Source organism: Caldimonas brevitalea (assembly GCF_001017435.1).
Classification (GTDB): domain Bacteria; phylum Pseudomonadota; class Gammaproteobacteria; order Burkholderiales; family Burkholderiaceae_C; genus Caldimonas; species Caldimonas brevitalea.
On record NZ_CP011371.1, the window covers coordinates 2619996 to 2632669 of the forward strand.

Sequence of the window (12674 nt, forward strand, 5' to 3'; positions counted from 1 at the left end):
GCCGCGGCCCGCGCGGCGCCGAAGGGCTCGCCCACCCGGCGGGCCCTTTTCTTTCTTCAGAAGTGCTATACTCGCCGGCTTTCCTTGCCGCACCCGGTTTCGGTGCGCGCTAGTCATGCCGTTTGCGGGGCCTCCCGCCGACGGCTCCCCGGCCCTCAACCGGGGTGGCGAGCGCCGTTTTGCCGAATCGACGCCCGGGGCGGCTTCCCTGTGGAATCCAGAAGGACTGAAGGAGTCTCATGCGTCACTATGAAATCATTCTGCTGATCCATCCGGATCAAAGCGAGCAGGTCAACGCGATGGTCGAGCGCTACAAAGGCGTCGTGACCGCCGCCGGTGGCAAAGTCCACCGCGTGGAAGACTGGGGCCGCCGCCAGCTGGCCTACATGATCCAGAAGCTCGCGAAAGCCCATTACATCTGCATCAACATCGAGTGCAGCAAAGAAACGCTCGAGGAGCTGGAAACCGGTTTCCGCTTCAACGACGCGGTGCTGCGTCACCTGACGGTGCAGAGGAGCAAGGCCGAGACCGCTCCGTCGGTGATGATGAAGCTGGTCGAAAAGGAAGAGGCGAAGAAGTCTCAACAGGAAACGGCAGCCTGACGTTCACACCTCACGGTTGCCCTGAGGCTGCCGCATGAACCGCATGGTTCTGCAGGCGGCGGTGATCGAGCGAGGGGCGATGCGCTACACGCCCGCCGGGCTTCCCGCCCTCGATTTGCGCCTCGAGCACGAATCGACGGTCACCGAAGCCGGCCATCCCCGCAAGCTCCGGCTGGAGCTCAAAGCGGTGGTGATCGGGCCGCTGGCGCAGCGTGTGAACCAGGTGGAACTGGGCGTGCCCCAGCAATTCGCCGGTTTCCTGGCTTCTCAGCGCAACGGTCGAGGTGTCGTGCTGCACATCACCGAGCTTCTCTAGACGGTGCTGCACTTCTCGCGAGCTGCTCTAGTTCGTTTTGTATTCGGATCGATAGATTTAGAAGGAGGTCATCATGCCCCCACCCCGTGGTAAGTTTTCCAAGGATCGCAAAGGCAAGCGCAACCAGCAATCGCTGCTGTTCAAGCGCAAGCGCTTCTGCCGCTTCACCGTCGCCGGCGTCGAAGAGATCGACTACAAGGATGTCGACATCCTGCGCGACTTCATCGGTGAAAACGGCAAGATCATCCCGGCCCGCCTGACCGGCACCCGGGCGATCTACCAGCGCCAGTTGTCCACCGCGATCAAGCGTGCCCGTTTCCTGGCCATGCTGCCGTACAGCGACCAGCACAAGGTCTGAGGAGCCGAGACATGCAAGTGATCCTGCTCGAAAAAGTGGCCAACCTGGGCAACCTGGGTGACGTCGTCAAGGTCAAGGACGGCTACGCTCGCAACTTCCTGATCCCCACCGGTTCGGCCCGCCGTGCCACCGAAGGTGCGATCAAGGAATTCGAAGCCAAGCGTGCTGAACTCGAACGTGTGGCCGGCGAGAAGCTCGGCGCGGCGCAAGCCCAGGCTGAAAAGCTCAATGGCAAGACCGTGCAAGTGGCCCAGAAGGCTGGTGTCGATGGCCGCTTGTTCGGCTCCGTCACCAACTTCGACATCGCCGAAGGCCTGAAGGCACAAGGTTTCGAAGTGAACAAATCGCAAGTGCGCCTGCCCAACGGTCCGCTCAAGACCGTCGGCGAGCACCCCGTCTCGGTGGCGCTGCACACCGACGTGGTGGTCGACATCACGGTCGCCGTGGTGGCCGCGAACGACTGAACGTCGCGCATCCTGCAGCACTGTTTCAACAGTGCACGAAAGCCGGTCCTCGGGCCGGCTTTTTCTATTCTGGCGCCGGGTTATCCCCCGAGATCCCCAGGCGATCCACCGCTTTTCCACAGACTTGTGGACTGGTCCCGGCCCGGGTCGGGTCCTATCATTGCCGCCTATGTCCGCGATACTGTCAGGTTCTGATTTCGCCGATCGGCCTCGCGCTGCCGACGACGAAGTGGCGCGCTTGCGCATCCCTCCGCACTCGATCGAGGCCGAACAAAGTGTGCTGGGCGGGCTGCTGATCGACAACGCCGCATGGGACCGGGCCGGCGACATGCTCAGCGATGCGGACTTCTATCGCTTCGAGCACCGTTTGATCTATGCCGCCATCGCGGGGCTGATCAACGCCAGCAAGCCGGCGGACGTCATCACGGTGTACGAGCAGCTGCAAAGCCTGGGCAAGGCCGACGAGTGCGGTGGGCTGGCGTATCTCAACGCGCTCGCGCAGAGTGTGCCGAGCGCGGCCAACCTGGGCCGCTATGCCGAGATCGTCCGCGAGCGGGCTGTGCTGCGCAAGCTGGTCAGCGCGAGCGACGAGATCGCGACGGCCGCCTTCAACCCCCAGGGCCGGCCCGTGTCGGCCATCCTCGACGAGGCGGAAGGCAAGATCTTCAAGATCGGTGAAGAAGGCTCGCGGTCCAAGCAGGGCTTCCACTCGATGGACTCGCTGGTCGTCGACCTGCTGGACCGGGTGCAGGAGCTGGCCGAGAACGGCGCCGAAGATGTCACCGGCGTGCGCACCGGCTTCTTCGACCTGGACCGCATGACGGCCGGCCTGCAGCCCGGCGATCTGATCATCCTGGCGGCGCGTCCCTCGATGGGCAAGACCGCCTTCGCGCTCAACATCGGCGAGCATGTCGCGGTCAGCGAAGGCCTGCCCGTGGTGGTGTTCTCGATGGAAATGGGGGCTGCCCAGCTCGCGCTGCGGGTGGTGGGCTCGCTGGGGCGTATCGACCAATCGCATCTGCGCACCGGTTCGCTGCGGGACGACGAATGGTCGCGCCTGTCAGAGGCCGTCGAGAAGCTGCGCAACGCCAGCATCTTCATCGACGAGACGCCGGGCCTGAGCCCGACCGAGCTGCGGGCGCGGGCGCGGCGGCAGGCACGCCAATGTGGTCAGCTGGGCCTGATCATCATCGACTACCTGCAGCTGATGAGCGGCAACGGCGGCGGCAGCGAAGAGAACCGCGCGACCGTCATCGGTGAGATCTCGCGGGGCCTGAAGGCCTTGGCCAAGGAGTTGCGTTGCCCGGTGATCGCGCTGTCGCAGCTCAACCGCAGTGTCGAGACGCGCACCGACAAGCGCCCAATGATGAGTGACTTGCGCGAGTCCGGCGCCATTGAACAGGACGCCGACGTCATCATGTTCATCTACCGCGACGAGTACTACACCAAAGAGGCGTGCAAGGAGCCGGGCGTGTCCGAGATCATCATCGGCAAGCAGCGTAATGGCCCGGTGGGTACCGTCAAGCTGGCCTTCCTGAAGCCGCTGACCAAGTTCGAAAACCTCGCGCCCGGCTACACCGGGCCGGACGAATACTGACGCTAGCCCAGGCGGCTCGACGCTGAAGGCGCGAGAGCCGTCGACGTACCTCGCACAGTGCGGCACGGCAGGGCAGGCAAGGCGGACCATCGGGTAGGACCAGGCTGCCCGGCCCTCTGCGGGTCATATCGTTCACATGGCGTTCAGCGTGCAAGCGGACGCCGCCAGCTGCCCTCTGGAGGCTGCAAGACCCCGGGCGTTCCGGCGCCCGTTTCGGCAGCTTCCATCGCTTGGGTCAACTGGACGCTGGCTGGAGCGGCGCGCGGTCCCGGCAGTCGGCACACCTCCCTCCTTCAGCAGCAGACCGTCATCGACACCGGTGGCGAGCGTCGCGATGTCCAGCGGCAGGACCGAGCCCGAGTAGGGCGACGGCCGCTCACCACCGCAGCTGCCTCTTCTCACAGGCCCTGCCACCGATCTTGCGCATCGACGCTGCGTGGAAATCCGGGGTCGTGGTGCCGTTTTCCTCGGGGCAATCGTGACATCCCGTGCCTCAGAACGAGACGCTGGTCTAGATCAGCCAAACCCACCACTTGGCTCGTTGGCAATAGCGGCGCCCGAGAAGCTGATATTTCTGCTAGGTCACGGAAATTTCAGTCGCGTTTAAGCTGCGCAGGAACAAAAAAATAAACCGAGCCAAAATTTCTAAGGGTTTACCAGAGCCCGCATAACCCACCCACACCTTTTTGGTGCTGGGCTGCTTCAATTTAGTATGCCGCATCGAGCGGTATAGATGGCGTCGGTACGACGGTTTAAGTGACCGCCGAGGGTTCCCACAGGACCCTTTCCCATCCCCTACGCTTAGGGGAAACACGGTCGCGGGCGAGAAAAAGCTGGACTCTGCCTGGGTGAAGAAAAAGCACCGGAGGACCCGACAGTTCCGACCGTTCTAACGGTCTCGCTCTGAATTACCGCGCACCGCGGACTTTGATGGTTGCAATCAAGGTCCGGGTGTGCCGGTCACCGGAATTCCGTCGACCTCGAGTGCACCGTCCGAACGCGACGCCGTAAGGCCCGCCGAGGTGTTTATTCATGGATACCGCATAGAAATGCGACACCTTAGGGTGGGCGCATAGGGGATGGCATGCTTGCGCAACATTTACATTCTCCGCAACCCACCGCTGTTGAGCCCAACGGGGATTTTGATGAGCTGCTCCATGAAATTGTGTTGAAGGCGCAGAGAGCGACCAATCTGTCGCAGGCCGCGGATATCGTGCTGACCTTGGGCGGCCGTGTGGCGGGCGACGAGGCCATCAACATGTTGACCCTGGTCGAGCGGCAGCTGCTCGAGACCGGCGGAAGCCAAGCCATATTTCCCCGTATCGTAGGTCTGGGTGCGCTTGAGCCGGCGGCAACTTATCTGGGTGTGACGGGATACGGCCGCTTGCGGCTGTTCCAAGGTAAAACCTGCCCGAAGGACACCATCGCCTTCGCGAAGACGCAGATCGAGTCGGCAGCATACCGCGCACACGAAGAGCTTGATCAGCAGGACCGGGCCCATCAGCATGAATTGACACGTCGATTCTTCGAGCAGGAATATGCCCAAGACCTGAGGGCGGTGATCGACCGGGTTGAATTTGCGGTCGATCACATCGACCCCGTGGTGCTCTACATCAACGATGAGACATTCACCAACTTCGATCAATACAACAACCTGCTGGCCCGCAACGCGATCAAGATTTCGGGCTACCTGATCACCGACCTGCGGCAGAGGCCCTTGGAAGCGTGGTCCCTGAACGAGCGGGGCCTGATCTCGTCCATCTACATGCTGGCGGCCGCAGGGATCCGGATCGAGGAGGTCAACGGCCAGCAGATGAACCTCGGGGTCGTCGAGAGCCTGCTGCGCACCCGGTATGCCGACTTGTGTCAGTTGTCGGGTGAGCCGCATCAGTCGGTCGATCTGTTTGAATTGCCCGAACGCATCGTCGCGCTCCGGCGCCGCATTCGGCCTGAATATTTCGCGTTCCGCCTCGTCAACGGGCTGACATTCAACAAGCATGAACACTACATGCGCCGCGGTGAGCTGGACATTTCACTGGCGCGTCTCCCTGAGCGCATCAGCGACGAAATCAATCAGCGGTATCAGGTCGGTGTGACCGATTTCGAAAGCCTCGGTGATTATTTCGCGGCGGTCGTGAAACAGATGCCCGAATCTGAACCCGATGCTCCGAACGGTTTGACGCCGTATGAACAGTTGCTGCAGCTGATCGTTTCATCCGTGATGGAGGAAACCAGGTCGGATATCGGAATGACCCGCGGCCTGCGTGACTTTGTCCAGTGGGCCGAATGGTTCCGCACGCACAGATTCGTGGAGCTGTGCAGCATGCCGCCCACCGACTATTACTGCGCGGTCTTCGCCAGCGAGGAAGCGGAGCAGCTGCTGCGCGGGCAGGGGACGTATCAGAAGATTCTGACCGCGATCGCTGGACGGATGACGTTCAACAGCTGGCACTACACGCCCGGTCATTGCCCGGTCGACCAGGTGCCCGCCGATCGGCATTTCTACGTGCCGCCCAAAATGTCCGACATTGCGGTCTGGTCCGACAAACACCACCAAGGCCACGTACTGGCCCAGGTCCGCTACAGCATCCGCTCTCCCGGGGGGCTGCGGGTCAACGACAGCAAGCAGTACGGCACGTTCGACCTCCGATTGATGCGGCGCGAAGGCGGGTCATATGACCTGGACGATCTCAAGCGCGCCCGTGTTCACACCGCGTATTTGCGAGCCATCGTCCAGGCCGCGCTCGACCAAGGCGTCAGCGGTGGCCACCGGCAGGTGGTGCGGGCGTTTACCAAAGACTGGTACAGGAGCCTGTGATGGCAGCCGGAACGGAACGCTTCGGATACCAATCGGAAATGATGTGCGACAGGAAACGGTGGGGTTGAAGATGCCGGAAGTCCGTCAATTTGAACTGCTGGATGGCCTTACCAGCCGCCGCTCGACCGCGGCAGAGCTGGGAGGGCTGGCGAAATGGTTTCAAAACCGTTTTGCGACCAAAACACGCCCCGTGGTCGCACTGATCATCGATGACAAATTCGAATTGATCCGGGTGACCTTGGCACTCACGCAGCTCGCCGTGAACGTCATCCCCCTGAACCCGTCGGCCAGCGAGAACGAGCTCGAACCGTATCTGCGACATGCCGAGGTCTCGTTCATCGTGACGGATGCGCCGGCCCTGATGGTGGGCCACGACTGCGCCATCCTCTCGACGAACGAGCTGCCGACGGATTTGCCGGCGGCGGAGCCGGCATCGGCCGAGCACGTACAAGCGGCCTTCGTGTTCTTCACATCGGGTTCCACCGGTGTGCCGAAGGGGGTGCGGCTGGAACCGGCGATGGTGGTCGGCAACGCGCGGCTGGCGATACAGCATCTGCCCTACACCGCAGACACCGTGACGGCCAGCATCCTGCCGGGCTATCACACCTTCACCTTGATCAGCGACGTGATGACGTCGTTCATCCTCGCGACGAAGTGTGTGGTGTTGCCGAACTTCGAGTTGAAGTATCTGAGCAGCACGGTCGACGCGTTGATCCAGCACCGCGTCAACACCTTCAGCGCGGTGCCCATCATCTTCAACGTGCTGTCCAAGTTCGCCGGAGCGCTGCGCGAATCGGCGCTGCAGTTCACCACGTCCGGCGCGGCGCCTTTGACGGCGGAACTGGCACGCCAGTACACCGAGAACCTCGGCCATCCGCTCGTGCCCTGCTATGGGATGACGGAGGCGGTGTGCTTCATCACGATCAGTGACATCCGGCAGATCAAGTTCGGCTCGGCCGGAAAGCCCGTCGTGGAGCTGCGCGTTGTCGATGAGGGCGACATCCCTTTGCCTTCTCACACGGTGGGTGCGATCCAGGTCAGGGGCGACACCGTGATCGCCGACGGCTACTACCGCTCGAACCTGGAGCACACGCAGGTGTATGCCGAGGGCGGATGGCTGCGAACCGGGGACCTGGGTTACCTCGACGAAGACGGCTGTTTGTTCGTTCGCGGACGTTCCAAGAACATGGTGATCCGCGGAGGCGAGAAGATCTATCTCGAGGACGTCGAGGCCTTGTTCGAAAGCGGCACCGTGGCGGGTGTTCCGATCCTCAGGGACAACAGCGAGGCCTATGCGCTGTTCATCGAAGAGGGGCGTCACGACCCTGAACACGCGGTGCACACGATCCGCGGCGCGCTGGGTGAACGTCACGTCCCCGACCAGGTCATCATGATCCCCCGCGTACCGAAGTCGCCGACCGGCAAGCTGCTGCGTCAGGAGATTGCCAAGGAGCTTGCGCGTGGACATCGTTGATTGCCATGCGCACGTGGCCTCGTCGCGGTACATCCCGGACGAGTTCTTCGACGGCTGGATCGAGAACATCGAAGCCAATGCGCTGTCGATGAATGTCCGCCAGCGCGAGGTGCTCGCCAACGTCTTCCGCGAGATCAACAACGATCCGATGTGCGATGAGTACATCTCGCAGATGGATGCCGCCGGCATCCGCCGTTCGGTACTGCTGATCATCGATTTCAAGTATGTCTATGGCGAGCCCTTCGACGACATGCTCGAGATCTACCGTCTGCACAAGGAGGTGGTCGACCGCCACCCGGGGCGCTTCATCTGCTATGCCGGGGTGGACCCGCGCCGCGGGCAGGCGGGGGTGGACCTGCTGCAGACGGGGATACGCGACTTCGGCTTCGAAGGCCTGAAGCTGTACCCGCCGTGTGGCTTCAGCCCCAGCGACGAGCGCCTGTATCCGTACTACGAAGTTTGTGAGGCGTACGGCGTGCCGGTGTTGTCGCACATCGGGCCCACAACGCCGTCCCTCAGTTTCAGCTTCTCGCGCCCGGAAGGCATCGACGAAGCGGCTCGACGTTTTCCGAAAGTGAATTTCGTCCTCGGCCATGCGGGCTCCACCCATTACCAGGAAGCGGCCGTGTTGGCCGAATACCGGCCCAATATTTTTCTCGATGTCTCGGGCTTTCAGGCGGCCGCGCGCCGCGGCGAATTCGACGCCTTGATGAGCTTTCACAAAAAACAGGGCATCGTCAACAAACTCCTGTTCGGAACGGATTGGCCGATCCATCGGCTGCTGGGCAACCAGAAGAAGTGGGTGCAGGAGTTCATCGCGCTCCAGGAGAAAAAGATACTCTCCACCGGGGAGCTCGAGCGGATTATGGCCGGTAATTTCAACCGAATTTACACCAGCAGATTGAGGTGCGCAGCATGAACGGAGATGCGAAAACGCAGTTGTTGATCGAGGCCCTGGAGCGTCAACTCGGAGAGTCGGAACGGAAGATCCAACCGGACGACCGGCTGGAAGATATCAGTCTTGATTCCTTGCGCTTCATGCTGTTGATCGTCGATCTGCAGGAAAAGCACAGCCAATACAAGATCGACATCAAGCGTATAGGGTCGGTCGAAACCGTCAGGGACCTCACCCACATCATGGAAGAGGTCAGTTGAGCCAGGGCCTCCTGACCGCAGCCGGCAGCATCACTGAATCGGATCAAGCATGGAAATTCGACTGGTTGAAAGCAACGACGAGATATTGCGGATCTATCCCGTCCTGAAGCAACTCCGCCCGCAATACAGCGAGGACAACTTCGTCCACTTCGTGCAGACCGAATTGTTTCCACGTGGGGTGCGGCTGGCCCAGCTGAGCGACGACGGCCAGCTGGTGTGCGCCGCCGGGTTTCGGATTTCTGCGTCACTGGCCTGGGGCAAATTTGTCTACATCGATGATCTGGTGAGCCTGGAAACCAACCGGTCGAAAGGTTATGGCAAGGCCATGCTCGATTGGATCGCGGCTTACGGCAAAAGCCAAGGGTGCCACGAACTGCATCTGGATTCGGGCGTGCAGCGCCACGAAGCACACCGCTTTTATTTGCGGGAGCGGATGGACATCGTGTTCTATCACTTCAAGAAGGTGCTCTCGTGATGGACACCCTGACCACCTCTGACGTTGCCGCGAGGCTGGAAGCCTCGCCCAACCTGACGGCGGTACGGCCCTTGGTGACGGGGGCCGCCACCACCGCCGAGATATTGGCGGCCCGGGCCCGCACCCATCCGCAGGAAGTGGCCATCGTCTATCTGGGGCTGGGCCAGTTCGCAGACCAGCTGCGGACGTACGAGAGCCTCGATCAAAAAGCACGCGACGTGGCGGCGCTGTTGCTGCATCGATATCTCGACCTCGCCGCGACGGAGGTGAAGGAGTGTTTCCTGCTGGCATACCCGCCTTGCATGGAGTTTGTTGATGCCTACTACGGAGCCCTTTATGCCGGGGCGACGGCGGTCAATGTGTTCGCGCCGGAATCGCCGAAAGAGCGACGAAAAATCAAAAGTATCGTCCTCGATTGCAAACCGGCCGCCATCCTGACGCACTCGAGCAAGCTGGCTTCGCTGCAGGCCTTTCTCGACGAGGAAGGCCTTGGGCCGATCGACCTGATTGCCACCGACCTGCTCGACCGCACCGACGCTGCTGCCCCCTCGAGTCTGGGCGATATGCCTCGTTCCCGCCGAGCCCGAACCGCCTTCATTCAGTACACCTCCGGTTCGACGGGCACTCCGAAAGGCGTGCTGGTCGAGCATGAGAACCTGCTGCACAACCTGCAGATGATCGACCGCCACCTGGACGGCCGGCGCGAAGGAAGATATCTGGGCTTGGTCTGGCTGCCTGTTTTCCACGACATGGGTTTGGTGGCCGGGGTGAACTACCCGATCTACATCGGGCGCCCGCATGTCTTGTTCTCGCCCGTCGCGTTCGCGCAAAAACCGCAGCGCTGGGTGGAACTGCTGTCGTCCTATGGCGCCACGCATACCGGCGGCCCCAACTTTTCATACGAATTGTGCGGGCGGTTTGCCAAGCGGGTCGACAAGCAAAACATCGATCTTTCCAGGCTGGTCTTTGCGCTGTGCGGCGCCGAACCGATCAGGGCCCAAACCCTCACGCGTTTCGCCAAGGAGTACGAGCCCTGTGGCTTCCACCTCGACGTCTTCGCCCCGGCCTACGGCATGGCCGAAACCACGCTGATGGCGACAGGTACACCGCGGGGTGGCGGTGTTGTCATCTCGCCAGCCGACTACAAGGCGCTTGGCGAGGGCCGGTTCCGCGCCGCTGCGGAGGTGGCGTCGGAGGAGGGCGGCACGCGCGACGGCGCAGTGATTTCCCTGGTGGCCTCCGGCCGACGCTGCGATCTACAGGACATCCGCATCGTCGATCCGCAAACATTCAATGAGCTGGATCCGAACGAAATCGGCGAAATATGGGTCCGCAGCGCCAGCGTCGCCAAAGGGTACCACCAGCTGCCGGATGAGACAGAACATGCGTTCCATGCTGAATTGCGAGGGCACGGAGGAGGTTTCCTGCGAACCGGAGACCTCGGGTTTCTGGACCCTGACGACAATCTTTTCATTACCGGCCGTTCGAAGGAAATGATCATCATCAACGGCGTGAACCACTATCCGCAGGATATCGAAGCAACCGTCGAGAGCCTGGCCGAGGCCGACATTCGTCGGGCAGTGGCCTTCGGTTTCCTTCGACAGGATGGCCGGGAAGGCGTGTGCGTGGTCTGCGAAGTGGCGGGGACCAAGGACGATCAGGAGTTTGCAACCTTGTCGGAAGCCCTGGCGAAAAAGGTCCATCGTGAAAATGGCATTACCGTTTCAGAGCTGGCCTTCGTCAAAAAGGGCGAGATTCCGAGAACGTCGAGCGGCAAGCTCGAGCGCAGACTCACCCGCAGTCTCTACGAACGCAAGCAGTTGAGCACCCAATTTTCCTATCGCACATTGACCTGAAGTTTCCATCAAATTTCACCCACCTCAGGGGAGAACGATCGTGAATGCTATTCCAGTGGTGACCGCCGAGAATGTTCACCGCATCATCGCGAAAGAACTGAACCGGCCTCAGGTCAATCGGGTGCTCCACGCGCACCCTTCACCTTTGCAATGGAACAAGGAAGAAATCGATTTCTCCCAACATTGCAAAGACCGTTTGGATCTGAACAAGCAAACCAACCGCAGCATCGGGCTGTACGTTGGCATACCCTTTTGCATTCCGACCGATCCGCCCCATTGCGGGTTCTGCCTCTTTCCCACCGAAAGCTATCGTGGCAAAGACAGCATGGAAACTTATCTCAACTATCTGGAGAAAGAGGCCGAGATGTACCGGGCGTTCAACCCGGACGTCAACATCAGTTCGTTGTATGTCGGCGGCGGCACGCCCAACCTGATGCGCGAGGACCAGTACGCGCGCCTGATGGCCATCGTGAACAAGACCTTCGGGGGCCTGCGCAGCGACATCGAGATCAGTCTGGAAGGGATTCCGCAGCTGTACAAAGAAGAGCGCATCCGTGAAATCAAGGAGGCGGGTTTCAATCGGGTCAGCATGGGGGTGCAGCAGATCAATGACGACCTGATCCACTACAGCGGCCGCAACCAGACGCGGCGCCAGATCTTCGATGCCATCGAGTATTTCAACAAATACGATTTGGCCTTCAACGTCGACCTGATCTTCGGCTGGCCAGAGCAGACCGTCGAGCGCATGGTCACCGATTTGCAGGATCTGGTGAACACCGGCATTCGCCATATCACGCATTACGAACTGAACATCGGCGGCATCAGCGACTTCGCGATGATGCAACGCGACAAGCTGCCGCCCAAAGAGGTCGTCCACGAGATGTACCGTGTGGGCCGGGAGTTTCTGCTGAGCCAGGGGTTCCAGCAACGCACGATATACGACTGGGAGCGCCCTGAAATCCAGAAGAACGGCTCGAACAATGTTCGCGCACATGAGTACCAGTTCGAAGACAACCTCCGCAAGGTGTTCGAGGTGCAGGATGGCGAGATCTTGTCCCGCCATGAAATGTTGGGGCTGGGGTATGCCGGTATCAGCTTTGCGAACGGCTATCCGGAGCCGGGCAAGAGCTGGACGACGGCCAACTCCAGGGCGCTGAAAGACTATTACGACAAGCTGGACCGCGACCTCATTCCGGTCGCGGGCTATTACTTCCGATCGGATGCGGACGTGAAGTTGTCGTTCCTGTTCCAGTCGCTACAAGAGATGAAGATCAACACCGCGACCTACAAGGCGATTTTCGGTTCGGACGTCCGGGAGGAACTGGCAGAGGTCTGGTCCACGCTGACCGACAAGGGCTGGATTCAGACCGTCGGCGACGAGATCTTGGTGAACACCGAGTTCCATCTGTACATCCCCATCATCCAGACCGTGCTCGCCTCCTCGCGAACGGCGGAAATCGTCCAGGAGCACCGGAACAGACACAAGTCCAGCACCAGCGGGAGTCCGTCGGGCCGTCCCGTGATCAATATCGCGGCGGCCTGACGTGTCGCGCTGCAGC

12 protein-coding genes are annotated in these 12674 nt (G+C 61.0%); all 12 read left to right on the plus strand.

Annotated features, from left to right (window positions below; all coding sequences use genetic code 11):
• Window positions 1-239: 239 nt before the first annotated feature.
• The 12 genes from rpsF to AAW51_RS11705 all read left to right on the plus strand — a co-directional run bounded on the left by rpsF (window position 240) and on the right by AAW51_RS11705 (window position 12658).
• Window positions 240-602: a 30S ribosomal protein S6 gene (gene rpsF, locus AAW51_RS11650; protein WP_047194757.1), complete on the plus strand. Its 363-nt coding sequence runs from the start codon at window positions 240-242 to the stop codon at window positions 600-602.
• A gap of 34 nt (window positions 603-636) precedes the next feature.
• Entirely contained in the window at window positions 637-918 is a 282-nt protein-coding gene (gene priB, locus AAW51_RS11655) for a primosomal replication protein N (RefSeq protein ID WP_047194758.1), read from the plus strand.
• 73 nt (window positions 919-991) lie between these two features.
• Window positions 992-1276 carry a 30S ribosomal protein S18 gene (gene rpsR / locus AAW51_RS11660; RefSeq protein ID WP_047194759.1) on the plus strand — a complete coding sequence of 95 codons (285 nt, stop codon included), beginning with the start codon at window positions 992-994 and terminating at the stop codon, window positions 1274-1276.
• Window positions 1277-1287: 11 nt separating this feature from the next.
• Complete coding sequence (gene rplI, locus AAW51_RS11665) at window positions 1288-1740, plus strand: 50S ribosomal protein L9 (protein WP_047194760.1); 453 nt, start codon at window positions 1288-1290, stop codon at window positions 1738-1740.
• A gap of 169 nt (window positions 1741-1909) precedes the next feature.
• Window positions 1910-3337: a replicative DNA helicase gene (dnaB, locus tag AAW51_RS11670; RefSeq protein ID WP_047194761.1), complete on the plus strand. Its 1428-nt coding sequence runs from the start codon at window positions 1910-1912 to the stop codon at window positions 3335-3337.
• Between the two features lie 1084 nt (window positions 3338-4421).
• Window positions 4422-6155 carry a hypothetical protein gene (locus AAW51_RS30440; RefSeq protein ID WP_169788010.1) on the plus strand — a complete coding sequence of 578 codons (1734 nt, stop codon included), beginning with the start codon at window positions 4422-4424 and terminating at the stop codon, window positions 6153-6155.
• A complete protein-coding gene (locus AAW51_RS11680; protein ID WP_169788011.1) occupies window positions 6100-7629 on the plus strand; it encodes a class I adenylate-forming enzyme family protein in 1530 nt (509 codons plus the stop codon). The genes AAW51_RS30440 and AAW51_RS11680 overlap by 56 nt, the downstream gene beginning before the upstream one ends.
• Window positions 7616-8548, plus strand: coding sequence for an amidohydrolase family protein (locus tag AAW51_RS11685; protein WP_169788012.1), 933 nt, complete (start codon window positions 7616-7618; stop codon window positions 8546-8548). Before AAW51_RS11680 ends, AAW51_RS11685 begins: the two co-directional genes overlap by 14 nt.
• Complete coding sequence (locus AAW51_RS11690; RefSeq protein WP_047194765.1) at window positions 8545-8784, plus strand: acyl carrier protein; 240 nt, start codon at window positions 8545-8547, stop codon at window positions 8782-8784. Before AAW51_RS11685 ends, AAW51_RS11690 begins: the two co-directional genes overlap by 4 nt.
• A 49-nt stretch (window positions 8785-8833) precedes the next feature.
• Complete coding sequence (locus AAW51_RS11695; RefSeq protein ID WP_047194766.1) at window positions 8834-9259, plus strand: GNAT family N-acetyltransferase; 426 nt, start codon at window positions 8834-8836, stop codon at window positions 9257-9259.
• Complete coding sequence (locus tag AAW51_RS11700; RefSeq protein WP_053013491.1) at window positions 9259-11115, plus strand: fatty acyl-AMP ligase; 1857 nt, start codon at window positions 9259-9261, stop codon at window positions 11113-11115. The genes AAW51_RS11695 and AAW51_RS11700 overlap by 1 nt, the downstream gene beginning before the upstream one ends.
• A gap of 40 nt (window positions 11116-11155) precedes the next feature.
• Window positions 11156-12658, plus strand: a complete 1503-nt coding sequence (locus AAW51_RS11705; protein ID WP_169788013.1) for a coproporphyrinogen-III oxidase family protein — start codon at window positions 11156-11158, stop codon at window positions 12656-12658.
• Window positions 12659-12674 lie beyond the last annotated feature (16 nt).

Coding starts and splice junctions, on each gene's coding strand:
- AAW51_RS11700 (WP_053013491.1), top strand. CDS start 9,259: ATGGACACCCTGACCACCTCTGACGTTGCCGCGAGGCTGGAAGCCTCG.
- rplI (WP_047194760.1), top strand. CDS start 1,288: ATGCAAGTGATCCTGCTCGAAAAAGTGGCCAACCTGGGCAACCTGGGT.
- priB (WP_047194758.1), top strand. CDS start 637: ATGAACCGCATGGTTCTGCAGGCGGCGGTGATCGAGCGAGGGGCGATG.
- rpsF (WP_047194757.1), top strand. CDS start 240: ATGCGTCACTATGAAATCATTCTGCTGATCCATCCGGATCAAAGCGAG.
- AAW51_RS11695 (WP_047194766.1), top strand. CDS start 8,834: ATGGAAATTCGACTGGTTGAAAGCAACGACGAGATATTGCGGATCTAT.
- AAW51_RS30440 (WP_169788010.1), top strand. CDS start 4,422: ATGCTTGCGCAACATTTACATTCTCCGCAACCCACCGCTGTTGAGCCC.
- rpsR (WP_047194759.1), top strand. CDS start 992: ATGCCCCCACCCCGTGGTAAGTTTTCCAAGGATCGCAAAGGCAAGCGC.
- dnaB (WP_047194761.1), top strand. CDS start 1,910: ATGTCCGCGATACTGTCAGGTTCTGATTTCGCCGATCGGCCTCGCGCT.
- AAW51_RS11690 (WP_047194765.1), top strand. CDS start 8,545: ATGAACGGAGATGCGAAAACGCAGTTGTTGATCGAGGCCCTGGAGCGT.